Consider the following 26,434-nt stretch of genomic DNA (forward strand, 5'->3'; position numbering starts at 1 on the left):
CCCCTTTTTATCACTTTTTTATTCGATTGCTGCATTCCACAGCAAAACGCACCTTTATACAGATTTACCCACAAAGTTATCCACAACCATAAAAATAATTAAAATATAACGCGCATTACGCAAACGATTGCGTTACAATTAGCATGAAAATTCATCGTTGATTTTATTTTTATGTTCTGAAATTGTTAGTGGCTTATCTCTATCTATTGATATTTTGATGTGATTAAACAGTTACAGCAGAAATAGGTATATATAAGAAGCGTCGTTTTTACGCTTTAAACTAACTCTTACGGTTTTATTGCTTTCTTATCCAAGGGATCTATCTCATGCAACAGCTTCGTCCTATTCGTCGTGCCCTGCTCAGTGTTTCTGATAAAACAGGTGTTGTTGAATTCGCTAAAGCGCTTTCACAACGAGGTGTTGAACTGCTCTCTACAGGTGGAACCGCAAAACTACTTGCCGAGTCAGGGTTAAAAGTCACCGAAGTTTCAGACTATACAGGGTTCCCTGAAATGATGGATGGTCGTGTTAAAACACTTCACCCAAAAGTTCATGGTGGCATTTTAGGTCGTCGTGGCATTGATGATGCCATTATGCAGCAACATAATATCGAACCGATTGATATGGTTGTTGTCAATCTGTACCCCTTTGCACAAACCGTCGCTAAGCCTAACTGCACCCTAGAAGATGCTGTTGAAAATATTGATATCGGCGGCCCCACAATGGTGCGCTCAGCCGCTAAAAACCATAAAGATGTCGCGATTGTTGTGAACAGCAATGATTATGAAAAAATCATTGAAGAATTGGATAACCACGATAACTCTTTAAATTGGTCTACTCGTTTTGACCTTGCTATTAAAGCGTTCGAACATACTGCCGCTTATGACAGTATGATAGCCAACTACTTTGGCGAATTAGTCACCCCTTATTATGGCGATACAACGCAACCATCGGGACGTTTCCCTCGTACGTTGAATTTAAACTTTATCAAAAAACAAGACATGCGTTACGGTGAAAATAGTCACCAAGATGCCGCTTTTTATATAGAAGAGAACCCTAAAGAGGCATCAATCGCCACGGCGACACAGCTGCAAGGTAAGGCTCTCTCTTATAACAATATTGCTGATACGGACGCCGCTTTAGAATGTGTTAAATCTTTCGAAGAGCCAGCTTGCGTTATCGTCAAACATGCCAACCCTTGCGGTGTTGCTATTGGTAATAATATTCATGCAGCTTACGATCGCGCGTTTAAAACGGATCCAACGTCTGCATTTGGTGGCATCATTGCCTTTAACCGTCAGCTTGATAAGGCAACAGCAGAAGCGATTATTGAGCGCCAATTTGTAGAAGTTATTATTGCACCAACGGTTGCCGATGATGCTCTTTCAGTATTAGCGACCAAGCAAAATGTGCGTGTACTTACATGTGGTGAGTGGGATAAACCTGTTGCAGGATTAGATTTTAAACGTGTTAACGGTGGTTTATTGGTCCAAGACCGTGACCTTGGTATGGTTGAACCTGACGAGCTACGTGTTGTGACTAAACGCCAACCCACTGAGCGTGAATTTAAAGATGCCCTATTCTGTTGGAAAGTCGCTAAATTCGTTAAGTCGAACGCGATTGTTTATGCCAAAAATGATATGACTATTGGCATTGGTGCAGGGCAAATGAGCCGAGTGTATTCTGCGAAAATTGCAGGTATTAAAGCCGCAGATGAAGGCTTAGAAGTTGCAGGTTGTGCAATGGCCTCCGACGCATTCTTCCCGTTCCGTGACGGTATTGACGCAGCGGCAGCCGTTGGCGTGACCTGTGTGATCCAGCCAGGTGGTTCAATCCGCGATAGCGAAGTGATTGAAGCGGCTAACGAGCACGGCATCGCCATGATTTTCACTAATATGCGCCATTTCCGCCATTAATCATGTGGAGTTAAGTATGAATATTTTAATTATTGGCGGCGGTGGTCGTGAACACGCCCTAGCATGGAAAGCCGCACAATCACCACTTGCTGACAAAGTTTATGTGGCTCCGGGTAATGCTGGAACTGCATTAGAGCCTAATCTTGAAAACGTGGCTATCTCAGCAACGGATATCGATGAATTATTAAAATTTGCGAAAGAGCAACAAATCGGCCTAACGATTGTTGGCCCAGAAGCACCACTGGTCATTGGGGTCGTTGATGCGTTCCAAAAAGCAGGGCTAACCATTTTCGGTCCGACTCAAGGCGCCGCACAGCTCGAAGGTTCGAAAGCTTTTACGAAAGACTTTTTAGCTCGTCACAAAATACCGACAGCCGCTTACCAAAATTTTACTGAAATCGAACCTGCTTTGGCGTATCTGGATAACGTCGGCGCACCGATTGTTATTAAGGCTGATGGTCTTGCCGCAGGTAAAGGTGTCATTGTCGCGATGACGCTGGCTGAAGCTAAAGATGCTGTGCACGATATGCTTGCTGGTAACGCATTTGGTGATGCAGGTCACCGTATCGTGATTGAAGAGTTCTTAGACGGTGAAGAAGCAAGTTTTATTGTGATGGTGGACGGCGAAAATGTCGTTCCAATGGCAACTAGCCAAGACCATAAACGTGTTGGCGATAGTGATACAGGTCTTAACACTGGCGGCATGGGCGCATATTCACCGGCCCCCGTTGTGACAAATGAAATTCACCAGCGTGTCATGGAACAAATCATCTATCCAACAGTAAAAGGTATGGATGCCGAGGGGCATCGTTATCAAGGTTTCCTCTATGCGGGTTTAATGATTGATAAGGTTGGTAACCCTAAAGTTATCGAATTTAACTGCCGTTTTGGCGATCCTGAAACTCAACCTATCATGATGCGTTTACAATCTGATTTAGTCGAGTTGTGTCTTGCAGGGGCAAAAGGTGAGCTAGCAGGTAAAGATTCCTTATGGGATGAACGCCCTGCTCTCGGTGTGGTAATTGCTGCCGGAGGTTATCCAGGTGATTACCGCCAAGGTGATGTGATCCACGGTTTGCCGACCGAAGAAATGGCGGATAGCAAAGTATTTCATGCTGGCACTAAAATGAAAGATGATAAGGTCATCACTGCCGGAGGCCGTGTTCTTTGTGTCACAGCACTCGGTAATGATATCGCCCAAGCTCAACAAAAAGCCTATCAAGCCGCTGAAAATATTCATTGGGATGGCAGTTTTTACCGTAAAGATATTGGTTATCGTGCCGTCGCACGCCTGAAATAGCGAGCACAGAAGTTAAACTCACTAAGCTGATAAACAGCCGCTTTATCAGCTTTTTTATTTCTAACAGGCGAAAGCGCTGAGTATTTCGTAGCCTAACTAGGCGACAAAGTAATTTATCCTCGGGGGTATACACAAATATGTGACTGAGGTGAGTTGCTGAAGCCAACAACGTTAGGATGCGAAAGACGACGAGCGGTGAGATTACAATGAATCTTTACTAGGCTGCCAGCGGCAAAAATCGGTATCCGCAACCATCAAAAGTTGATTCCCTTCAGGGGATTCTAACCAAGCAATATTCAGCTGTTTATGCCAAACTTTTGTTCGGCTTTCTAACCAATTTTGTGCATAAGGTTCAAATTCGACTTTTTTGACATCACCGCCACAAGTGACGACTTGGTTTTGTGACCAACGGCCTTGGTATAGTTTCACACCACCGACTACCAAAGCAGTATTAATATCTAAAATACGTTTTGCTTCAAAACGCCAACGGATAATGTCATCGGAAGAAAGTGCGGTTTTGCGATCTTTTTCGACTCGTTGCATAAAGATCACATCATCGTTTTTGTTAAAACGGAGTTGTTCCATCATTTCTTGCTCACCCGCATTTAAGATTTGGCTACGAATTTGCCAAAGCTGGCCTGCTCGGTACTCGAAGAAATTAACGGAAGTATCAGTGCCTTTGTAAGGGCTGTAAACAACCATAAGCACTTGAGGGTCATTTTTTGCGTCATTAAGACGCCACATACGGATTACACCATCATCCGCAATAAATCCACTCGCACTAAACTCGGGAAAGTTGTTACGAGAAGAACAGGCGCTGAGCATTGAGATGGCTCCCAATACCAGCAACCCTTTCCGAATGAACAAAAGGGGTCGTTGACTACCCCCCCTGATAATTCTAGTTTGCAACTTAATTATTTTACCGCTTCTTTCAGTGCTTTACCGGCAGAGAAAGCAGGAACATTAGTTGCTGGGATAGTGATCTCTTCGCGAGTTTGCGGGTTACGACCGGTACGCTCTGCACGGTGGCTGACTTTGAAAGTACCGAAACCGACCAGTTGTACTTGCTCGCCTTTTTTCAGCGTTTCTGAAATAGCATTCAGAGTTGATTCTAATGCTGCTTTAGCCTGTACTTTTGTCAGGTCTGCTGATTCTGCGATAGCATCAACTAATTCAGTCTTGTTCATAAATTATCCTTACACAGTGTGTTTATCGTTTGCAAAGCATCGAGTGCGTCGGATATGCCAAATTGACAGCCCCTGATACACGCCCCCGATAGCCACTTCTCTTCTTGCCCCTAAATGTAGACCAGTCTAGGGGCAAATGTGAAGTCTTAGTCATCAGCATTACTGCGCTAAGTCACGTTTTCATCAATGAAACGCTAAAAACTAGCCTACAGTAATACCAATATTGCTAACCCCCGCTTCACGGAGGTCAGATTTTAATCCTTTAATTAACTCTAAGTCTCGCTCTTCACAGGCAGCCAGTAAACGGAAAATTTCCCACTGGATATCCCACTCTTCCTCAATTGAGGACAATTCTTTCAGCTCTTCCTCTGACATTTCCCTACCAGCTTGGGTCATTTCCAGCATCGCAACAGTACGAATCGATGTTTCGCTAACCGCAATAGCATGGCTCAGTGTTTCGCCACTTAATTTTGCATGAACCACTTCACCTAAAGCGATACAAGCATCGATGGCTGGATAAACACCGTAGAAATCAAAATCATCTGCTGACGGTATAATTTCTTCTAATTTTTCGAGCTGATTGTCGAAATTAATTTTACTGTCTTTAACGACCAGCGTTTCCCATACCAAATCAAGTATAGACCGATAAACCTTTGCGTCAGTAAATTCACTTTGCTGACAAAACATTTGGTAGTTGGGGTACATTCGTTCGCACAGGCATGCCATAAAAGTAACATGTTGCCAGCTTTCTAGTTTTTCCAACCTCAAATGGATGGGATTTCTTAACATAATTTCAGACTCATCAATCTCAATACATCGCAGTTTACCTGAAAATCTGCCAATACCACATATTTTGCTGATAATTAGCCGGATTTCTCTTTCATTCGCTCAAAAAACGACCTATTAGAGGCTATTCCATCAGCAAGTCGCGTTGGCTCAGGTAGCCGATACCCCTTTAAACAGCGTTCAACCCACTCACGAGAAGCACTGACACTCATCTTATGACCCGGTGAAATAAACAAAGGATTACATCTTTTTTTACTTCTCAGCACCCAACCAAGCTGATTTTCGCCATGCCGTAATGGTTGAAAACTTCCCGGGGCTTCATTCACTGCTTCATAGTCACCGTACAATCGACTTTTTGCGACTCCAATGGTTGGCACATCAGCCTGTAAGCCAAAGTGACACGCAACACCGAAACGACGAGGATGGGCGATCCCTTGGCCATCAACTAACACTAATTCAGGTTTATGATGCAGTTGTTGCCAAGCTGCCATCAATCCAGGCACTTCACGAAAAGAGAGCAAACCCGGAATATAAGGTAATTGTGTGGGTATTCGCGCAATCTGATACTCAACCAATTGCAAATCAGGCCATGACAGAACGGCGATCACCGCACGAGTGACAGTACCTTGCTGCTCAAAGCCCACATCAGCACCACCGATAAAAATCGGCTGTATATTATTTTCATTCAATACAATAAGCTGTGCTTTATCTGCTTGCTCTTGTCGCAACAATCGAGTGTCTATGGCCATGATGTGCTCAATACTTATTATGATTAACGATTAATGATAGAAGATAACAGCGTACTTACAAGGATCTGTGAGTACGCTATCAAAAAACCGATCAGTTATTGATGGTATTGGCGGGAAAAACGGTGGACGGCATCAACAAAAGCACCTGCATGCTCAGGGGGAACATCTTGATGGATACCATGACCTAAATTAAAGACATGTCCATTACCTTGCCCGAAGCCTGCCAAAATATTTTGTACTTCTTCTTCAATGCGCGGTATCGGAGCATAAAGCATTGATGGATCCATATTTCCCTGTAGTGCCACTTTGTCACCGACTCGACGACGGGCATCCGCAATTTCAGTGGTCCAATCAAGACCTAGAGCATCACAACCTGTTGCAGCCATCTCCTCTAGCCATTGCCCACCGCCTTTTGTAAATAGGGTCACAGGCACACGGCGGCCTTCATTTTCACGTATTAGGCCATCAATGATCTTATGCATGTAATGAAGAGAGAATTGTAAATAATCACGTTTAGTTAGCACGCCACCCCATGTATCAAAAATCATGATGGATTGAGCCCCTGCCCGAATTTGCGCATTTAAATATAAAATCACGCTATCAGCGAGTTTATCCAGTAATAAGTGGAGCGCATTCGGGTCTTCATACATCATTTTTTTAATTTTTGTGAACGCTTTACTGCTGCCACCTTCGACCATGTAAGTGGCTAATGTCCACGGACTCCCCGAAAAACCGATAAGAGGTACATCCCCCTTTAGCGCTTTACGGATTGCTCTTACCGCATCCATAACATAGCCCAGTTCCATTTCCGGATCAGGTACTGGTATGTTTTTTATATCATTTAGGCAAGTGATTGGCTTTTTGAAACGAGGCCCTTCACCCGTCTCAAAATAGAGGCCTAGCCCCATAGCATCAGGGATGGTTAAGATATCAGAAAATAGGATTGCGGCGTCTAATGGAAAACGACGTAACGGTTGAAGTGTCACTTCACACGCTAACTCGGTGTTTTTACACAGAGAAATAAAATCACCAGCCTGTGCACGCGTTGCTTTGTACTCCGGTAGGTAACGCCCTGCTTGACGCATCATCCATACAGGGGTGGTATCTACAGGCTGACGTAGCAAAGCACGTAGATAGCGGTCATTTTTCAACTCAGTCATTATTTACTCCATTATAGTCAGTGGCCGCCGCAAATGGCTAAGGGCCGCTATTGTAGCATGTTACACACAACAATATCAGCGCCTAAGCAATTCGCACGTTTAGGCGTCCTCTTGGCGACATAAAGCCACCGTATCTTCAATTAATCGCCTTGCGATTGTGTCACTCGGAGGAATTTTAGGTAATTCATTGTAGTGATACCACGCGGCACTCACGAGTTCATTCGGGTCAACCTTAATTTCGCCACTGTCATAGTCAGCCAGAAACCCCATCATTAATGAGTGAGGGAAAGGCCAAGGCTGAGAAGACACATAACGAATATTACGTATTGTGATCCCGCTTTCTTCCATGACTTCTCGTGCTACCGCTTCTTCCAGTGTCTCACCCACTTCAACAAAACCCGCAAGTACGGTAAAGAGAGGGTTTTGAGTATGGCGGCGGTGCTGTGCTAGCAATATATGGTCACCACGACGGATGCCAACAATAATGCAAGGCGCAATTTGTGGGTAATAGCGTTCATGGCAATGGTCACAAAGACAAGCCCACTCAGTCGTACTATGACGCATTGCGGTGCCGCAATAACCGCAGTAACGATGGGAACGATAAAACTCCGCTAACTGTACTCCACGCCCAGCTAAACGAAATAATCCCTCATCTTGTGATGCTAATAAGCGCGGTGAAGCCATATCTGTTGGCATTTTTTCAGCAATTAGCCAAACAACCTCACCTTGCCATTCACCAATCGGTGTTGCTATCTTCCCAGACAGTGACCAATCTTTTGCACTCCCCCTAGGAGCATCTCCTTGTGGTAACCATAAGCGCCCAGCAAAGCAAACAAACCACCAACCTTTCTCTGTTCCAGTTAATGTCACTTTTGTCATTTTTTACATCTTTTATTGGTATAAAAGGATTTCATCTTTTTCTATAAAGATACGCTTTTTTCACAAAATGTAATCTAGTCGTTGTACTTAATCATTTTTAGTTAGTGTTTTTGACACTTTTTAGACAGTTTTTTCCCTAAAACATCGAAAAAGTGTCACAAAACCGTCAACTCACTGTCACCTTGGAAAATTAGCATACTAACTAACCAATATAACTCCTCTATACAGTGAGAGATAAAATGAAAACGATTGTACCCGCAGTTTTACTTTCATTAACCGCGTCAAGTGCTGCTTTAGCAGCCGATAACGATTTAACCGCCTTGATTGAAGCCGCTAAAAAAGAAGGTCAAGTATACAGTGTTGGAATGCCAGATACTTGGGCTAACTGGAAAGGAACTTGGCAAGATCTCGAAAAAACCTATGGATTAAAGCACCAAGATACGGATATGAGTTCAGCGCAAGAGATTGCTAAGTTTGCCGCTGAAAAAAATAATGCTACCGCAGATATTGGCGATGTCGGCGCCTCCTTTGGCCCTGTTGCCGTACAGAAAGGCGTTACCCAACCTTATAAACCAACCACATGGTCACAAATCCCTGATTGGGCAAAAGATAAAGAAGGCCATTGGGCACTGGCTTATACGGGCACCATTGCTTTCATGATCAATAATGAGTTAGTTAAAGATGCACCAAAAAGCTGGGATGATTTGCTAAAAGGTAAATATAAAGTCACTGTTGGTGATGTTGGTATCGCAGCTCAAGCTAACAATGCAGTATTAGCAGCGGCCTATGCGCGCGGTGGTGATGAAAATAACTTACAGCCCGCTATTGCGTTTTTTGCTGAACTTGCCAAGCAAAAACGTCTTTCCGTGAATGATCCAACCGTTGCAAATATTGAAAAAGGCGAAGTTGCCGTCGGTATTCTTTGGGATTTCAATGCGCTGAATTATCGTGATCAGATCAATCGTGATCGCTTTACCGTTGTCATTCCTTCTGATGGTTCAGTTATCTCAGGCTATACCACTATCATTAATAAATATGCCAAAAATCCAAATGCCGCGAAGTTAGCACGTGAATTTATTTTTAGCGATCAGGGGCAAATTAACCTAGCTGAAGGCTACGCCCGCCCAATTCGTGCTGAATACCTCACCCTCCCCGAAGAGATTAAAGCCAAATTGTTACCGGATGAGCAGTACAAAAATGTTCGCCCAATTAACGATGCGGATGGCTGGGAAAAGTCGTCTCGCAAACTCCCCAAAATGTGGCAACAGCAAGTGTTAATCCACCAGCAGTAATGTCACTTAGGAAGAAAATATCTCATGTCTGATAAAGTGATCCTTGTTGTTCTCGATGGCTTGAGTTACCCAGTAGCCCATGATTGTATGGGCTACCTCAATGGGCTGATCGAAGCTGATCGAGCAACGCTCTATAAAGTGGAGTGTGAGCTACCCTCTATGTCACGCCCTTTATACGAATGTATTTTGACGGGAGTTTCCCCTGTCGATAGCGGTATCGTTAACAATGACGTCGTGCGACTCTCCCACTTTGATAGTATTTTTTCTTTAGCCAAGAGAGCAGGTAAAACAACGGCAGCCGCGGCTTATTATTGGGTCAGCGAGCTATATAACCGAGCACCTTTTGTTGCGACTCGAGACCGTTTTACCAATGATAAGCAACTCGCTATCCAGCATGGTTGTTTTTACCAAGCAGACCATTATCCAGACAGCCACCTATTTATGGATGCGGAATACCTGCGCACTCAATACTCGCCTGATTTTTTACTGATCCATCCGATGAATATTGATGATACAGGCCATAAGTTTGGTTTTGATTCCTCACAATATCGTAACGCGGCGCGGCAAGCCGACACTATTTTGTCAAATTACTTACCTCAATGGATTGAGCAAGGCTATCAAATTATTGTCACGAGTGATCATGGCATGAACAGTGATCATAGCCATGGCGGTATATTACCTGAAGAGCGCACTGTTCCTCTGTTTGTTATTGGCGAGCAATTTTCACATCAAGAACAGTGTATGGTGAAGCAAACTGCGATTTGTGGCACGGTTTGCGCCTTACTCGGAATTGAATATGGCGATAAAACAGTCTGTCACACATTATTGGTAGGAGATAATTAATGGCCGACGTTAGCGTACCTTGTGAACAAGCAAACCACCAACAAGGGAAAGCCGCAATGTTAAAGAAACACTTATCACGTTTTCATTGGGGATCAGCCTTATTAACACTGCCATTTATTACATTGTTTTGCTTGTTTCAAATCGCCCCTATGATTTGGGTATTTATCAATAGCTTTATTTATGAAGAAGCTTGGTCAATCGACAACTACCTTGATATTTTCACCAACGATTTTTATCTGCAAGCCTTTGAGAACACCCTCTGGTTATCGATTGTCTGTAGTATCATCGGGCTATTCATTTCTGCATTAACGGCATTTTCCATCTATAAAATGCAAGGCAGAGTACGCAGTATGATGATTTCCTTCACCACAATGGCGAGTAACTTTAGCGGTGTTCCCCTTGCCTTTGCTTTTATCATCATACTTGGGGTCAATGGCGCAATTACCCTGCAATTGAAATCTTGGGGAATTATTGAGGATTTCGATATTTATAGCGCAAGTGGGTTAATGCTGCTGTATATCTACTTTCAAATTCCTCTGGGTATTTTGTTGCTTTATCCTGCCTTTGATGCGTTGAAACCAGAGTGGGAAGATGCGGCTAAAACCATGGGAGCCAGTAAATTATCTTATTGGCGCAACGTTGCTATCCCCGTACTCGCTCCCGCATTACTTGGTACTTTTATTATTTTAGTTGCTAATGCCGTTGGGGCTTACGCGAGCACTTACGCCCTGATGAGTGGCAATTACAATCTAGTGACCATCCGTATTGCCAGCTTAGTCTCCGGCGACCTTTATTTAGAGCCTAATTTAGCAGCAGCATTATCCGTTTTACTAATTGCTATTCTTGGATTTATCACTGCCATCCATCATTGGCTATTAAAACGGAGTTATCATGCCAAGTCATAATCTTACCGCCAAGCCAAATGGCTCTTCCGGCCTTTGGCTACATAAATTCATTCTTATTAGTGTTGTTTTGTTATTAGCTCTACCTATTGTTGCCACTTTTATTTATTCAATTTCTACACAATGGGGAGCGACCGTTTTACCGGATGCCTTATCGATAAAATGGTATTTACAGTTATGGCAAGACCCTCGATTTCTGTATGCTTTTGGGCGGTCGCTGCTCATCTGTTTTAGTACTTTGTTGGTTAGCACACTAATCATTTTACCAATGGCATTTGCCGTGTTTTACCGCTTCCCGAAATTAAAGGGGCTGATGGATTTACTGATCATCCTGCCTTTTGCTATTCCCCCTGTGGTGTCATCGGTGGGTCTATTACAAATATTTGCTGATGAGCCATTTATGCTGGTTGGTACGCCATGGATATTAATTGGTACTTATTTCACTATCACCCTACCTTTCATGTACCGTGCACTCGCTAATAGCTTCCAAGGCATTAATTTACATGACTTAATGGATGCCGCGCATTTACTCGGAGCAAGTACCTTTAAGGCTTTCTTATTAATAGTATTACCGAATATTCGCAAAGGATTACTAGTCTCATTACTGATCTCATTTTCATTTTTGATGGGTGAGTTTGTGTTTGCCAACATTTTGGTGGGAACACGTTATGAAACATTGCAAATCTACTTATTTAATATGCGTCAAACCAGCGGTCACTTTACCTCTGCGTTGGTGATGTCTTATTTCTTATTTACCTTGTTACTCACATGGCTCGCCACGCGGATGAGCCGTTCGGGAGATGAATAATGAGTTATGTTATTGCTGAAAATTTGAGTAAATCATTTGGTCAAAATCAGGTGTTCTCTAATATTCAATTCACAATAGAAAAAGGCGAATTTATTACCCTGTTAGGGCCTAGCGGCTGTGGAAAATCGACCTTATTGCGTTGTATTGCCGGACTCGAACAACCTGATAATGGTGACCTGTATATCAATCGCCAAAACATCACGCACCAAGCAGCCCAGCAGCGAGGCGTTGGCATGGTCTTTCAAAGTTATGCGTTATTCCCGAATATGACAGTTGAAGACAATATCGCCTTCGGCCTAAAAATGCGTAAAGTCAACAGCACTGAGCGCAATAAAGCGGTTGCAGACGTTATTGAAATGGTTGAGTTGCAAGGTAAAGAGCAGCAATTTCCTCACCAGCTTTCGGGTGGACAGCGGCAACGTGTCGCCCTTGCACGTGCATTGGTGATGAAGCCCCAAATATTGCTATTGGATGAGCCACTTTCGGCATTAGATGCGCGTATTCGTAAACATCTGCGCCAACAGATCCGTCATATCCAACGTGAGTTAAAATTGACGACTATTTTTGTTACTCATGATCAAGATGAAGCCATGATCATGTCTGATCGCATCTTTTTAATGAATAAAGGGGCGATTATCCAGAACGATACAGCTGAAAATATCTACACGCAACCAGCCAATGAATTTGTGGCGCGTTTTATGGGCAATTACAACCTTGTGGAGGCTGACAAAGCCAATGCGCTACTCGGGCTTAATTTGCAAGGTACGCTCGCTATTCGCCCAGAATCCATCTATGTTAAAGAAGCAGGGCGACATTACGGTGAGCATATTTCACAGCCCGTCGATGCGATTATTTTAGATCATCAACTGTTAGGCAATATTATTCGTTATTCCGTCAATACCGCGGCAGGCAATATGACGGTTGACTTGTTAAATCGCTCATCTGAAAGACTATTTGAACCCGGTACACGCCTTGAGTTAATGTTTAATAAGAACGAAATTCGCGCACTACGTTAGCAAACGAGATAAAAGAGGCACAATGCAAAACAAATTGGCGGTTTTTGATTTAGATGACACCCTAATTCAGGGGGATAGCAGCGTACTGTGGACACAATACCTGTGGGATAAGCAAATTATCACCGACCCGCGTTTTGTCGAAGCCGACAAACAAATGATGGCACAATATAACTCAGGCTCCCTAGATATGGCGACTTACCTGCGTTTTAGCCTGCAATCGCTATCTGGGTTCAGCATCGAGCAAGTTGATCTCTGGTTAGATGATTTTGTTGAGAGCATGATCGTGCCACGTATATATCCCGAAGGGATCCGCACAATCGAGCAGTATCGAAAGCAAAGGATCCCGATCATTGTGATCTCTGCAACCGTTTCTTTTATTGTGAAAAAGATAGCCGAACGATTCGCTGCTGATGTCGTGATGGGAATCGACATCAAGCAGAAAAATGGTGGTTACAGCACCGAAATAGAAGGCATTGCGACTTTTAAAGCAGGCAAAGTCAAACGCCTGCTTCAGTGGATCAGCCACCAGCCAATTACCGATGCCTATATTTATTTCTATACCGATTCCGCCAATGATCTGCCCATGTGCCAATTTGCCGATGAGGTGTTTATCGTAAATGGTGACGCGCGTCTTTGCCAAGTCGCCACCGAACAACATTGGACACAATATCACTGGGAAGTTTGAATATTTTTTTTGCACCTCTTATACTAGGTCCATCTTGTCGGAGTGCCTAGTGGCGAAAGCTACGGGCTGAGACCGTTAATTCGGGATCCGCGGAACCTGATCGGGTTAATACCTGCGAAGGGAACAAGAGTAATCATTCAGCGTAACAATTTTGGTTATTTGCTTTTGCATATTTAGGCTGACAACTCATACGCAACACAGCAAACGTCAGCTAACAAAATGAACACGCAACGCCATACCATTACTCCATCCGAACTCCAGACAAGCAACTTTCTTACGATAAACCTGAGTGCTACGCCCATATACGCGTAATCGCTCGTGACAATGTCAGGAAATTGCTATGTCCCAAAATAATATTATCCCTACAAGCGATCTTTCTCCTAAAGCGGCGCCTGCAAGAACGCGCAAAGCACAACGTGATGCGGCCGAAAACTTTATCAATACGGTTTCTGGCGTATCCTTCCCTAATTCAAAACGTATCTACCTAACAGGTTCAAGAGACGATATCCAAGTGCCAATGCGAGAAATCCAGCTCTCACCAACCCTCATTGGCGGCGATAAAGATAATCCTCAATTTGAAGATAATGAGCCTGTTCCTGTTTATGATACTTCAGGCCCATATGGCGACCCAGCCGCAGAATTAAATGTTCATAAAGGATTAAAAAAGATCCGTGAAGGTTGGATCCGCGAGCGTAATGATACTGTTCCGGTTGATACCCTCAGCTCAGATTTTACGCAGCAGCGACTTGCCGACGCGGGTCTCGATCACTTACGATTTAATCATCGCCCCCACCCATTGAAAGCGATGAAGGGTCGCTGTGTAACACAGCTTCATTATGCACGCCAAGGTATTATTACCCCTGAAATGGAATTTATCGCCATTCGCGAAAATATGGGACGTGAACGTATTCGTGGTGACGTTTTAAGACAACAGCACCCCGGACAATCATTTGGTGCAAATCTGCCTGAAAACATCACGCCGGAATTTGTCCGCCAAGAAGTTGCCGCGGGCCGTGCCATCATCCCAGCCAATATCAATCACCCTGAATCTGAGCCAATGATTATTGGTCGCAACTTCCTAGTGAAAGTGAACGCCAATATCGGTAACTCATCGGTGACTTCTTCCATTGAAGAAGAGGTTGAAAAACTGATTTGGTCTACCCGCTGGGGAGCCGATACCGTTATGGATCTGTCTACTGGTCGTTATATTCACGAAACTCGTGAGTGGATCCTACGTAACAGTCCAGTGCCAATTGGCACTGTGCCTATTTATCAAGCACTCGAAAAGGTTAATGGGGTTGCCGAAAATCTTACATGGGAAATGTTCCGCGATACACTGCTTGAACAGGCCGAACAAGGGGTCGATTACTTTACTATCCATGCAGGTGTGCTCCTGCGCTATGTCCCTATGACGGCGAAACGTTTAACCGGTATTGTCTCCCGTGGTGGCTCGATCATGGCGAAATGGTGCCTCTCTCATCACCAAGAAAACTTCTTATATGAAAATTTCCGTGAAATTTGTGAGATTTGTGCAGCCTATGATGTCTCACTGTCATTAGGTGATGGTTTACGTCCAGGGTCAATTCAAGATGCCAACGATGAAGCCCAATTTGCTGAACTGCATACCCTTGGTGAGCTTACAAAAATTGCTTGGGAATATGACGTGCAAGTGATGATTGAAGGTCCAGGACATGTGCCAATGCAGATGATCCACCGCAACATGACGGAAGAGCTTGAACATTGTCATGAAGCGCCGTTTTATACCCTCGGCCCACTAACTACCGATATCGCTCCCGGTTATGACCATTTTACATCAGGTATTGGGGCAGCCATGATCGGCTGGTTTGGCTGTGCAATGCTCTGTTATGTCACCCCAAAAGAGCATTTGGGCTTACCAAATAAAGAGGATGTTAAGCAAGGGCTAATCACCTATAAAATTGCGGCTCATGCTGCCGACCTCGCGAAAGGGCATCCCGGAGCACAAATTCGTGATAATGCTATGTCTAAAGCGCGTTTTGAGTTCCGCTGGGAAGATCAATTTAACCTAGCTCTCGACCCAGATACCGCACGTGCTTATCACGATGAAACCCTGCCACAAGCGTCAGGGAAAGTTGCCCATTTCTGCTCTATGTGTGGTCCTAAATTCTGCTCAATGAAAATTTCACAAGAAGTCCGTGATTATGCGGCGCAAAAGGAAGCTGGCATGGAGCAAATGTCCGAAGCTTTCCGCGCTCATGGCAGCGAGTTGTATCACAGTGCCGAGGTCGTGTCCGATGAAAAAATTGCCTAACACTCCCTTTGCTCCCACTGAGCAACGATTGGGGCTTTATCCTGTGGTCGACTCTGTAGAATGGATTGAACGCTTGCTTAATGCAGGCGTAACGACTATCCAGCTACGTATTAAAGATAAGCATGATGATGAAGTGCGTGATGATATCCAACGAGCGATTGCTCTCGGTGAAAAGCATCATGCGCGGCTATTTATCAATGACTATTGGCGCTTAGCTATCGAGCTCGGTGCCTATGGTGTTCATCTTGGGCAAGAAGATCTGGAAACCACCGACCTATTGGCTATTCATCAAGCTGGGCTACGTTTAGGCATCTCAACTCATGATCAACATGAGCTTGCTATCGCTAAATCCGTGCGCCCTTCTTATATTGCGATGGGGCATATTTTCCCAACAGAAACCAAGAAAATGCCCTCAGCACCTCAAGGATTGGAGACACTCAAAACCATGGTAGAAGCGACTCCCGATTACCCCACTGTCGCGATTGGCGGTATCTCTATCGATAGAGTGCCTGCAGTGCTCGCAACCGGTGTTGGAAGTGTCGCCTTAGTGAGTGCAATTACCAAAGCGGATGATTGGCTAGAGGCAACAAAAACCCTTTTACGCCTCGTAGAAAATCACTGATTACCTGAATCAAACCCGCCCACACGCTCTCGTGATGGCGGGTTAATTCGAGGAGTTCATCATGTTAAATGACCATGAATTTATGCGTTATAGCCGCCAGCTACTGCTTGAAGATATCGGCCCTGAAGGACAAGGCAAACTTAAAACGAGTAAGGTACTGATTGTTGGCCTTGGTGGTTTAGGCGCACCGGCATCACTTTATTTAGCAGCCGCTGGCGTCGGTGAGTTATGGCTTGCGGATCACGACGAGCTACACCTTTCTAATCTACAGCGGCAAGTTTTATATGGCACTGAGGACATTCCTCAATCTAAAGCCAAACTTGCCGCAAAACGACTACAAGATCTTAATCCACTGATCCATACCCATGTCTTACAACAAAAGTTAGATATTCACACATTGCTTCCCTTGGTTGAGCAAGTCGATTTAGTTCTCGATTGTTGCGATAACATGGCCACTCGCCATGCCGTTAATGCGGCCTGTGTCATGGCAAATAAAACGTTGGTTAGTGGCAGTGCCGTGGGGTTTGGTGGGCAGCTTATGGTGCTTGAGCCACCCTTTAATCACGGCTGTTACGCATGTTTATACCCTGACCAGACGGAGCCTCAGCGTAACTGTCGTACCGCAGGTGTGCTTGGCCCTGTCGTGGGGGTCATAGGCACATTGCAAGCCTTAGAGGCCATCAAATTATTAGTCGGATTGCCTTCCTCGCTAAGCGGAAAATTGCGTTTATTTGATGGTAAACAGCAGCAATGGAATACCTTGCAACTGACACCGTCCATTCAATGTCCAATCTGCCGAGAAGAAACATGCGCCTTATAATTAACGACCAGCCAATGGAGTTTGATGCGCCATTAACCGTGTCTCAATTACTCGCTTCTCTAGAGCGCAGTACGGTCGGCACGGCTTTGGCCATCAACCAAGTGATCATTCCTCGTCATCAATGGGATTCACACCTCGTGAATGACCAAGACAATATCTTATTGTTTCAAGCTATCGCTGGAGGCTAATCATGTTAAAAATTGCCGATGTGACTTTTCAGTCACGCCTCTTTACTGGCACAGGAAAATTTGCCAATCCAACATTGATGCAAAACGCAATCACTGCATCAGGCAGTCAGCTTGTTACCATGGCGATGAAACGTATAGATTTACGTGGCAATGACGATGGCATTTTAAAGCCTTTGCAAGAGATTGGGGTAAAACTGCTCCCTAATACTTCTGGTGCGAAAAATGCCCAAGAAGCTATTTTTGCCGCACGCCTTGCCCGTGAAGCGTTGGGAACTCATTGGGTTAAACTAGAAATTCACCCCGATGTGAAATATCTCTTACCCGACCCCGTCGAAACCTTAATTGCTGCCGAACAACTCGTAAAAGAAGGGTTTGTGGTACTGCCTTATTGCAGTGCTGACCCTGTGCTGTGTCGTCGTCTCGAAGAAGTCGGTTGTGCAGCTGTAATGCCACTTGGTGCACCGATTGGCACCAATAAAGGTTTAGTCACCAAAGAGATGTTACGGATCATTATTGAGCAATCGACGATCCCCGTAGTGGTTGATGCTGGGATTGGCGCACCTAGCCATGCGATCGAAGCGATTGAAATGGGGGCCGATGCCGTACTAGTCAATACCGCCATCGCTGTAGCAAAAGATCCTGTGCTCATGGCTCAAGCTTTTAAAGTCTCCCTTGAAGCCGCAGAGCTTGCCCGACGCGCTGGCCTTGCTAGCCCGAAACAACATGCTGAAGCTTCAAGCCCATTAACCGAGTTTTTGGGAGCATTACAATGAACAGCAGCTTTCGCCAACGCTGGCAGCAGCTAAATTGGGATGACCTAACCTTACAAATTTATGCCAAAAATACGCGAGATGTTGAGCAGGCTCTTGCTAGCGATACTTTAACACTTGATGATTTTATGGCATTGCTCTCCCCTGCCGCTCGCCCTTTTATTGAGCAATTAGCGCAGAAAGCCCAAAAGCTAACACGGCAACGTTTTGGTAATACCGTGGGGTTCTATGTGCCACTGTATTTATCAAATCTATGCGCTAATGATTGTACATATTGTGGTTTTTCAATGAGTAATCGCATTAAACGAAAAACGCTCGATAAAAACGAAATCATTAATGAGTGCGAGACAATCCGTAAAATTGGTTTTGATAGCCTGTTGTTAGTCACAGGGGAGCATCAAAATAAAGTGGGCATGGATTATTTTCGTGAGCATTTACCCACAATACGCCGCTATTTTAGCGCCTTGATGATGGAAGTTCAGCCACTGAGCACCGAAGAGTACGCTGAACTCAAGACATTAGGACTAGATGGTGTGATGGTGTATCAAGAGACTTACCACGAGCCAGCTTATCAACTACATCATTTGAAAGGTAAAAAACAGGATTTTCATTGGCGGCTGGAGACCCCTGACCGTTTAGGGCGGGCTGGTATCGATAAAATAGGACTTGGAGCATTAATTGGTTTATCTAACAGTTGGCGTACCGATTGCTATATGGTGGCGGAGCACCTGATTTATCTCCAAAAACACTATTGGCAGAGCCGTTATTCTATTTCATTTCCTCGTTTACGCCCTTGTGCTGGTGGTATAGAGCCGGCTTCTTTAATGAGTGAAGCTGAACTTGTGCAGCTTATTTGCGCATTTCGTTTATTGGCGCCAGATGTTGAGTTATCACTTTCAACTCGCGAATCGCCTTATTTTCGCGATCACGTTGTGCCACTTGCCATTAATAATGTCAGTGCGGGTTCAAAAACACAGCCGGGCGGTTATGCCGATGACCATGCTGAATTGGAACAATTTGCACCGCATGATAATCGTAGTGCCGCACAAGTTGCAGAATCTTTAATTCGTTCGGGTCTACAACCGGTCTGGAAAGATTGGGATGGCTATTTAGGGCGTTAATTTATCCGATAAACTTCAAGGAGGAAGTTTATCCCTTTTTTGGCTACTTTTACGTTTCATTTATCGGGCTATACTCCGTTCTCTGTTCACGACAAATGAATCATATATGATGACCCAAAAATGGTTTTTTCTACTTTTTGTCTTATTCTTTTCATTATTAATGAGTGGCTGTGCCAACGTTCGTTGGAAGCATCCAACGCCTTCGCGTGAAATCATCCAATTAATGATGTTGGAAATTCAGGGAGCCAGAAATATTGATGAAGAAGAGTTCGCCGTAGAAGAAACGCTTGCCCGATTAAAAGCACAAAAAGTATCTCATGGCACACGCCCTTTTCAGGTCGTATTGTTCGGTAAAGATCATGAAATACGAGTTGAAGGCTATAGTGAGTATTTTGATTCACTTGGCATAATTTCCGATGCCGATTTTGCGCGTTTTTCTATCCCAAATAAAAACAATATTCAGGGATACTACTACTCCTACCGCGGCACAATGAAAGCTGTGGATTACAGCCTCCCTCACATGGTAAGGGATTCAAACAGTAAAGACAGCTTAGTTTTATATACCAAACCACTCACAAACTACCAGATCACCGTGATCTATTTAGAGGGTGCCCAATATCAATTTAACTACGGCTCAATGCCAATATCAATCGGGATTTTTGGTCCCGCTAAGTCCTATAAGAATAGTTTTGATGGCCGGTTTTATATCTCACCTAGCGACAAAACAAATCGTTACCAACTCCGCTCGCCAATGTACTAATGCGTGATCTAACCTCATTATAAACGCTACATAATGAGGTTTTTCTGTATTCGTTAATGAATCTTATCCCACTTAATACTGTTTTCGAGGATCAACGACAAAATGATCCCCATTAACAAACCATTCCCTAATAATGAACTAAACATCATTGGTAATGAATCCATGACAGCATCGGGGGCTGACATTAAAAAAATACCGATAAATAATGGTAGTGCTAAACGATAAATATTGCGGGCGTTCAGTTTAATTTCGGCTAGAAATGAAAAAGAAGAGAATAATAATGGCAAATAAGTTGCCAACATCACCGCGCTACCAATCGCTAACGGTAATGAACGAAAAAACTGGGTCAATACGGCAACTGCACCAACGAATAACAGCAGTAAACTCCCAATCGTAAAAGAGACCCGCGAAGTATCCTTGGTCTGTGTAATCAAACCAATGGATGAGACAAACGGTGAAAACGGCACAACACCTAATGGTGCTGAAAATAAAGTTAAAACACCTGACGTCACAAAACTCCGCCGATAAATAGATTTTGTCGACTCTTTTTGCGGATAAAAAACATCACTGCCTCGTATCGCACCAAAAGTGTTTGAGGTATTCAAAATACCTGCCAGTATCGCAGTGATCACAATGCTTGGTTGAATATCATCTGCCCGTCCTAATGGAAAGAGTAGCCATTTAGCCTCTGAAACTGTGGAGATTTGTCCATGAAATAGCAGGCTGTAAGCCCCCCAGCCTAGAACAGTTCCACAGAGTAAAGCGTATGTGCTAATACTCGGGGGTAGAAAGACAATCATAGCGATAACAAAAATCAGCACTGCAAAGGCAAGAAAGAAAACTGGATAATTAACGGTAACGCTAGGATCTGAAACCCCAAAGGGTAGCCCTAACATCCCTTTTAGGAAAATTGAGACTAACTGAGCGCCAAGTAAAAACATAAATACGACTAAGACACCCGGTTTAAATAAGCCAGAGAGCCAGTTACCTAGTCCTGTTAGCCCTATTAATATAGTAACAATACCTGATAAAAAAATACCGACGGCGAGACTCCAACCAATAATTGCTAAAGAGGTTCCTTGCATCGACTCTGATAGCGTCACGGTTAAGATTGTTGCCCACCATAAACCGGTCGAACCTTCCATCAGTGCACGTTTGTGCCCTAAAAAAGCTTGTAGCAAACAGGCTAATGCAATAAGCAAAAAAGCGTATTGGGTGATAACAAATGTGGTTTCAGCCGATAAATGAAAGGCAGATTGCAGTGTAGGTGGAATAACAACGGTATTGCAAAAAATAAAGAAAAACCATTGGAAGCCCGAAATAAAGCTACTTTTTTTGATTATATTTTTCTGCACTGAAGACCCCATTATTTATTATTATCGATGGTTAACAGTCTAGTCGTGTTTAAATTAAATTTCTAATTATTATTTTTGGCCTATTACTTGGATATTTATCGATTATATTGAAAGGGCAGTCGCTAACAATGCTCTAAAATTAATGGTTAAATTTATTTAATTTTGAGTTAGGGAGATAGTATTTTTCTTTCATGACCTATTTTATTAAATTTGCAAATTAACTTTTAAACCTACTCTTCATATTTATTTAATGTCATAGCGATAAGTTCACATTAATCACTTTATAATAAAAGCTAATAAATAAACATATATCCTATCGCTATTTATATTTGTGATATTAATGACTATGTATATTCTTTTCTACTTAAGGACATGACATGGTGACTCGAAAATATCGTGTTATGCCTTCCATTGAGAATGACACCATCAAACATAATTTGCAGTATTCTTCTTTTGATACATTACCCGATATTTATGAAGAGATATGGCGTTGGCCATATCTAGAAATACCTACGATCGAATGCAGGATTTCATGAAATTAAAAAAGAGCCTTTAATTTCTTCCCCAAATAATTATTTTCCAGAGTTAGCCAATTATCTCGCGTGTCCGCATATTCACATTATCACTGCCAATAAGGGTTAGTGGCAAAACGGACATTTTATATTGCTGATTTATACCTACAAAAAAACCGGCGCTATTGAAGCGCCGGTTTTATTATTGTGTTTCAATCAGGCTTATAAGCCTTAATTGTTATCGCTGCTGAACCCTGCATTTAACAGTTCAGCCAGGTTAGCCGTAGCTTCATCTGCGCTGACTTGTGGCGCTTCCACAACATCATTCAGATGACGGCGACGGATACGGTCTTGATGATACGCAAAACCAGTACCTGCTGGGATCAGACGACCCACAATAACGTTCTCTTTCAGACCGCGAAGCTCGTCACGTTTACCTGCAACGGCAGCTTCTGTCAGTACGCGTGTGGTTTCTTGGAACGATGCTGCTGAGATGAAGGATTCTGTTGCCAGAGATGCCTTCGTGATACCCAACAGGTCACGTTCGAACTTAGCTGGGATCTTACCATCCTGCTCAAGTTTACGGTTAGAAACTTTAACACGTGAGTACTCAACCTGCTCACCTTCAAGGAATTCAGAGCTTCCCGCGTCAGAGATAGTCACTTTACGCAGCATCTGACGAACGATAACTTCGATGTGTTTATCGTTAATCTTAACGCCTTGTAAGCGGTAAACTTCCTGAACCTCGTTCGTGATATAACGCGTAACCGCATGAACACCACGCAGACGCAAGATATCGTGTGGAGACTCTGGGCCATCGGAGATCACGTCACCGCGCTCTACGATCTCACCTTCAAACACGTTGAGCTGACGCCATTTAGGGATCATCTCTTCATACGGATCAGAACCATCCATCGGTGTGATCACCAGACGACGTTTACCTTTGGTTTCTTTACCGAAGGAAACAATACCGCTGATCTCAGCCAAGATTGCAGGCTCTTTCGGACGACGTGCTTCAAACAGGTCAGCAACGCGTGGTAGACCACCCGTGATATCTTTAGTCCCCACAGATTCTTGTGGAATACGCGCTAAAGTATCACCCACGTTGATAGCGATGCCATCATCTAACTGAACAATTGCTTTACCCGGTAAGAAGTACTGAGCAGGCATGTCTGTGTTAGGAATAAGCACATCGTTACCATTTGCATCAACAACACGCAATGCAGGACGCAGGTCTTTACCACCACTAGTACGTTCCGCAGTATCCAGAACAACGATTGAAGACAGACCGGTTAATTCATCAGTCTGACGAGTCATTGTTTGACCATCAATCATGTCAGAGAAGCGGATAATACCGGATACTTCACTGACAACTGGCATGGTATGTGGATCCCAGTTAGCAACAGTTTCGCCACCGTTAACTGCTTCACCGTCACCTTTAGTCAGGTGCGCACCGTAAGGAACTTTGTAGCTCTCTTTAGTACGACCGAACTCATCAATCAGGCGTAATTCGGTATTACGTGAAGTAATAACCAGTTTGCCTTCTGAGTTAGTCACAAATTTCGCGTTAACCAGTTTCAGCGTACCTGGATTACGAACTTGGATGCTAGATTCTGCTGCCGCACGAGATGCCGCACCACCGATGTGGAACGTACGCATCGTCAACTGTGTACCTGGTTCACCGATTGACTGTGCCGCGATAACCCCGATAGCTTCACCTTTGTTGATGATATGACCACGAGCCAGGTCACGACCATAACAGTGAGCACACACACCGAAGTCAGTTTCACAGCTAACGACTGAACGGACTTTAACGCTGTCAACAGAGTTTTCTTCTAACAGGTCACACCATTTTTCGTGTAGCAACGTATTACGAGGAACCAGAATGTCCGCGGTACCTGGGATCAGGATGTCTTCCGCAGTCACACGACCCAATACACGCTCACGCAGTGGTTCTTTAACATCGCCACCCTCGATAACCGGAGTCATCAGGATACCTTCGTGAGTACCACAATCGTCTTCAGTCACAACCAAGTCCTGAGCAACGTCAACGAGACGACGAGTCAGATAACCGGAGTTCGCTGTTTTCAATGCGGTATCCGCAAGACCTTTACGAGCACCGTGCGTAGAAATAAAGTACTGGAGAACGTTCAGACCTTCACGGAAGTTCGCCGTGATTGGTGTTTCGATGATTGAGCCATCTGGCTTAGCCATCAGACCACGCATACCCGCAAGCTGACGGATCTGAGCGGCAGAACCACGAGCACCGGAGTCGGCCATCATAAAGATACTGTTGAAAGAAACCTGTTGTTCTTCTTCACCGTCACGGTTAATAACTGTTTCAGTTGACAGGTTTTCCATCATCGCTTTAGCAACACGTTCGTTTGCCGCAGCCCAGATATCGATAACTTTGTTGTAACGTTCGCCTGCTGTCACCAGACCAGACTGGAACTGTTCCTGAATTTCTGCAACTTCCGCTTCTGCTTCGGCGATGATCCCTGCTTTTTTCTCAGGAATAACCATATCGTCGATACCAACAGATGCACCAGAGCGTGCCGCGTAGGCAAAACCGGTATACATGATTTGGTCAGCAAAAATAACCGTTGGTTTCAGACCCAGTACACGGTAACAGGTGTTCAGCATTTTGGAGATCGCTTTCTTACCTAGCGCTTGGTTAACCAGCGAATAAGGCAAGCCTTTTGGTACGATCATCCACAAAATTGCACGACCAACAGTAGTATCAACCATACTGGTGTTAATCGTAATGTTACCTTCACCGTCTTTCACTTCTTCAGTGATACGGACTTTAACGCGGGCATGCAGTGATGCATGACCTGAACGGTAAACACGCTCAGCTTCTTTCGGGCCGGCCAGAACCATGCCTTCGCCTTTCGCGTTTACGCAGTCACGAGTCATATAGTAGAGACCCAATACAACGTCCTGTGAAGGAACGATGATAGGCTCACCACTTGCTGGTGACAGAATGTTGTTGGTTGACATCATCAACGCACGTGCTTCTAACTGAGCTTCCAGAGTTAGAGGAACGTGTACCGCCATTTGGTCACCATCGAAGTCGGCGTTATATGCCGCACAAACGAGTGGGTGCAATTGGATAGCTTTACCTTCGATCAGAATTGGTTCGAACGCTTGGATACCCAGACGGTGAAGTGTTGGTGCACGGTTCAGCATGACTGGGTGTTCACGGATAACTTCATCCAAGATATCCCAAACTACCGCTTCTTCGCGCTCAACCATTTTCTTCGCTGCTTTAATGGTTGTTGCCAGACCACGTAGTTCTAATTTGCCATAAATAAATGGTTTGAATAGCTCAAGAGCCATTTTCTTAGGCAGACCACACTGATGCAGACGCAGGTATGGACCTACTGTAATAACCGAACGACCTGAGTAGTCAACACGCTTACCTAGCAAGTTCTGACGGAAACGACCTTGTTTACCTTTGATCATATCAGCCAAAGATTTCAGAGGACGTTTGTTAGAGCCTGTAATTGCACGACCACGACGACCGTTATCTAACAGTGCGTCAACCGCTTCTTGCAGCATACGTTTTTCGTTACGTACGATGATGTCTGGCGCAGCCAGATCCAGAAGACGTTTCAGACGGTTGTTACGGTTGATCACGCGACGATACAGATCGTTCAGATCTGACGTTGCGAAACGGCCACCATCCAGAGGAACTAATGGACGTAGATCAGGTGGTAACACAGGTAGAACGTTCAGGATCATCCACTCTGGTTTGTTGCCAGATTGAATGAACGCTTCTAATAGTTTAATGCGCTTAGTCAGCTTCTTACGCTTAGTTTCAGAGTTAGTTTCATTCAACTCTTCGCGTAGTGTTTCACACTCGTTCTCAAGATCGAGGTTTTTCAGCAGACCTTGGATTGCTTCCGCACCCATTTTCGCGTCAAATTCGTCACCGAACTCTTCCAGCGCATCGAGGTATTGTTCTTCTGTCAGGATCTGTCCACGTTCAAGGCTAGTCATACCGCCTTCAACAACGACATAAGATTCAAAATACAGAACACGCTCGATATCACGCAGAGGCATATCAAGTAACAAACCGATACGGGATGGCAGTGATTTTAAGAACCAGATGTGTGCTGTCGGAGAAGCAAGTTCAATATGCCCCATGCGCTCACGACGAACTTTAGTCTGGGTGACTTCAACGCCACACTTCTCACAAATCACACCGCGGTGTTTTAAACGTTTGTACTTACCGCACAGACATTCGTAGTCTTTTACTGGCCCGAAAATACGCGCACAGAAAAGGCCGTCACGCTCAGGTTTGAACGTACGGTAGTTAATGGTTTCTGGCTTTTTCACTTCACCGAATGACCATGAACGGATCATATCAGGTGATGCCAGAGCAATTTTGATCGCATCAAACTCTTCGGTCTTGGTTTGCGCTTTCAGAAACTTAATTAAGTCTTTCACAAAATGGCTCCTGTCGGAGTT

23 protein-coding genes and 1 riboswitch are annotated in these 26,434 nt (G+C 44.2%); of the genes, 15 read left to right on the forward strand and 8 right to left on the reverse strand.

The features are described from left to right. The first annotated feature begins 326 nt into the window (after positions 1 to 326). Together purH and purD are read left to right on the forward strand one after the other, a co-directional pair. Entirely contained in the window at positions 327 to 1,916 is a 1,590-nt protein-coding gene (gene purH / locus PR675_RS18230; RefSeq protein ID WP_036942111.1) for a bifunctional phosphoribosylaminoimidazolecarboxamide formyltransferase/IMP cyclohydrolase, read from the forward strand. Positions 1,917 to 1,932: 16 nt separating this feature from the next. After that, positions 1,933 to 3,216, forward strand: coding sequence for a phosphoribosylamine--glycine ligase (gene purD / locus PR675_RS18235; protein ID WP_053110703.1), 1,284 nt, complete (start codon positions 1,933 to 1,935; stop codon positions 3,214 to 3,216). 201 nt (positions 3,217 to 3,417) lie between these two features. On the opposite strand, the gene PR675_RS18240 is transcribed toward purD, so the two are convergent. From PR675_RS18240 to nudC, 6 genes are all read right to left on the reverse strand, one after another. Next, on the reverse strand, positions 3,418 to 4,041 hold the full coding sequence (locus tag PR675_RS18240; protein WP_014656945.1) for a DUF1481 domain-containing protein: 624 nt from the start codon (positions 4,039 to 4,041) through the stop codon (positions 3,418 to 3,420). 89 nt (positions 4,042 to 4,130) lie between these two features. Next, positions 4,131 to 4,403, reverse strand: a complete 273-nt coding sequence (locus PR675_RS18245; RefSeq protein WP_004924821.1) for an HU family DNA-binding protein — start codon at positions 4,401 to 4,403, stop codon at positions 4,131 to 4,133. Positions 4,404 to 4,604: 201 nt separating this feature from the next. Next, the gene (locus tag PR675_RS18250; protein WP_004924819.1) at positions 4,605 to 5,192 is read right to left on the reverse strand and encodes a YjaG family protein; all 588 of its coding nucleotides are present in this window, start codon (positions 5,190 to 5,192) and stop codon (positions 4,605 to 4,607) included. Between the two features lie 74 nt (positions 5,193 to 5,266). Beyond that, entirely contained in the window at positions 5,267 to 5,938 is a 672-nt protein-coding gene (gene nfi, locus PR675_RS18255; RefSeq protein ID WP_036942121.1) for a deoxyribonuclease V, read from the reverse strand. A 95-nt stretch (positions 5,939 to 6,033) separates the two neighbouring features. Beyond that, a complete protein-coding gene (gene hemE / locus PR675_RS18260) occupies positions 6,034 to 7,098 on the reverse strand; it encodes a uroporphyrinogen decarboxylase (RefSeq protein ID WP_036942124.1) in 1,065 nt (354 codons plus the stop codon). A 99-nt stretch (positions 7,099 to 7,197) separates the two neighbouring features. Next, a complete protein-coding gene (nudC, locus tag PR675_RS18265) occupies positions 7,198 to 7,977 on the reverse strand; it encodes an NAD(+) diphosphatase (RefSeq protein ID WP_004924813.1) in 780 nt (259 codons plus the stop codon). Positions 7,978 to 8,216: 239 nt separating this feature from the next. Here nudC and PR675_RS18270 point away from each other — a divergent pair, with 239 nt between their 5' ends. The 13 genes from PR675_RS18270 to PR675_RS18330 all read left to right on the forward strand — a co-directional run bounded on the left by PR675_RS18270 (position 8,217) and on the right by PR675_RS18330 (position 20,094). Continuing rightward, the gene (locus PR675_RS18270; RefSeq protein ID WP_004924811.1) at positions 8,217 to 9,269 is read left to right on the forward strand and encodes an ABC transporter substrate-binding protein; all 1,053 of its coding nucleotides are present in this window, start codon (positions 8,217 to 8,219) and stop codon (positions 9,267 to 9,269) included. Between the two features lie 24 nt (positions 9,270 to 9,293). After that, on the forward strand, positions 9,294 to 10,112 hold the full coding sequence (locus PR675_RS18275; protein WP_053110705.1) for an alkaline phosphatase family protein: 819 nt from the start codon (positions 9,294 to 9,296) through the stop codon (positions 10,110 to 10,112). Beyond that, the gene (locus PR675_RS18280) at positions 10,112 to 11,017 is read left to right on the forward strand and encodes an ABC transporter permease (RefSeq protein WP_036942131.1); all 906 of its coding nucleotides are present in this window, start codon (positions 10,112 to 10,114) and stop codon (positions 11,015 to 11,017) included. Before PR675_RS18275 ends, PR675_RS18280 begins: the two co-directional genes overlap by 1 nt. After that, the gene (locus PR675_RS18285) at positions 11,004 to 11,822 is read left to right on the forward strand and encodes an ABC transporter permease (RefSeq protein WP_036942133.1); all 819 of its coding nucleotides are present in this window, start codon (positions 11,004 to 11,006) and stop codon (positions 11,820 to 11,822) included. The genes PR675_RS18280 and PR675_RS18285 overlap by 14 nt, the downstream gene beginning before the upstream one ends. Then, on the forward strand, positions 11,822 to 12,838 hold the full coding sequence (locus tag PR675_RS18290; protein WP_004924798.1) for an ABC transporter ATP-binding protein: 1,017 nt from the start codon (positions 11,822 to 11,824) through the stop codon (positions 12,836 to 12,838). The genes PR675_RS18285 and PR675_RS18290 overlap by 1 nt, the downstream gene beginning before the upstream one ends. A 22-nt stretch (positions 12,839 to 12,860) precedes the next feature. Then, complete coding sequence (locus PR675_RS18295; protein WP_060561188.1) at positions 12,861 to 13,523, forward strand: HAD family hydrolase; 663 nt, start codon at positions 12,861 to 12,863, stop codon at positions 13,521 to 13,523. A 28-nt stretch (positions 13,524 to 13,551) separates the two neighbouring features. Beyond that, positions 13,552 to 13,663, forward strand: a riboswitch (TPP riboswitch). Between the two features lie 200 nt (positions 13,664 to 13,863). Beyond that, positions 13,864 to 15,813, forward strand: coding sequence for a phosphomethylpyrimidine synthase ThiC (gene thiC, locus PR675_RS18300; protein WP_004924795.1), 1,950 nt, complete (start codon positions 13,864 to 13,866; stop codon positions 15,811 to 15,813). Beyond that, positions 15,797 to 16,435, forward strand: coding sequence for a thiamine phosphate synthase (thiE, locus tag PR675_RS18305; RefSeq protein ID WP_040132709.1), 639 nt, complete (start codon positions 15,797 to 15,799; stop codon positions 16,433 to 16,435). Before thiC ends, thiE begins: the two co-directional genes overlap by 17 nt. A 61-nt stretch (positions 16,436 to 16,496) precedes the next feature. Beyond that, complete coding sequence (locus PR675_RS18310) at positions 16,497 to 17,255, forward strand: HesA/MoeB/ThiF family protein (RefSeq protein ID WP_004924791.1); 759 nt, start codon at positions 16,497 to 16,499, stop codon at positions 17,253 to 17,255. Next, the gene (gene thiS, locus PR675_RS18315) at positions 17,243 to 17,443 is read left to right on the forward strand and encodes a sulfur carrier protein ThiS (protein WP_004924788.1); all 201 of its coding nucleotides are present in this window, start codon (positions 17,243 to 17,245) and stop codon (positions 17,441 to 17,443) included. Before PR675_RS18310 ends, thiS begins: the two co-directional genes overlap by 13 nt. Before the next feature lie 2 nt (positions 17,444 to 17,445). Then, positions 17,446 to 18,216: a thiazole synthase gene (locus PR675_RS18320; protein WP_004924786.1), complete on the forward strand. Its 771-nt coding sequence runs from the start codon at positions 17,446 to 17,448 to the stop codon at positions 18,214 to 18,216. Beyond that, complete coding sequence (gene thiH, locus PR675_RS18325) at positions 18,213 to 19,334, forward strand: 2-iminoacetate synthase ThiH (protein ID WP_004924784.1); 1,122 nt, start codon at positions 18,213 to 18,215, stop codon at positions 19,332 to 19,334. The genes PR675_RS18320 and thiH overlap by 4 nt, the downstream gene beginning before the upstream one ends. Before the next feature lie 106 nt (positions 19,335 to 19,440). Next, entirely contained in the window at positions 19,441 to 20,094 is a 654-nt protein-coding gene (locus PR675_RS18330) for a hypothetical protein (protein ID WP_060561189.1), read from the forward strand. A 53-nt stretch (positions 20,095 to 20,147) separates the two neighbouring features. Here PR675_RS18330 and PR675_RS18335 read toward each other — a convergent pair whose 3' ends face one another. Continuing rightward, the gene (locus tag PR675_RS18335) at positions 20,148 to 21,461 is read right to left on the reverse strand and encodes a uracil/xanthine transporter (RefSeq protein WP_060561190.1); all 1,314 of its coding nucleotides are present in this window, start codon (positions 21,459 to 21,461) and stop codon (positions 20,148 to 20,150) included. Between the two features lie 731 nt (positions 21,462 to 22,192). Beyond that, on the reverse strand, positions 22,193 to 26,413 hold the full coding sequence (rpoC, locus tag PR675_RS18340) for a DNA-directed RNA polymerase subunit beta' (RefSeq protein WP_004924780.1): 4,221 nt from the start codon (positions 26,411 to 26,413) through the stop codon (positions 22,193 to 22,195). Between the last annotated feature and the right edge of the window lie 21 nt (positions 26,414 to 26,434).

Source organism: Providencia sp. PROV261 (assembly GCF_028477945.1).
Taxonomy (GTDB): domain Bacteria; phylum Pseudomonadota; class Gammaproteobacteria; order Enterobacterales; family Enterobacteriaceae; genus Providencia; species Providencia stuartii.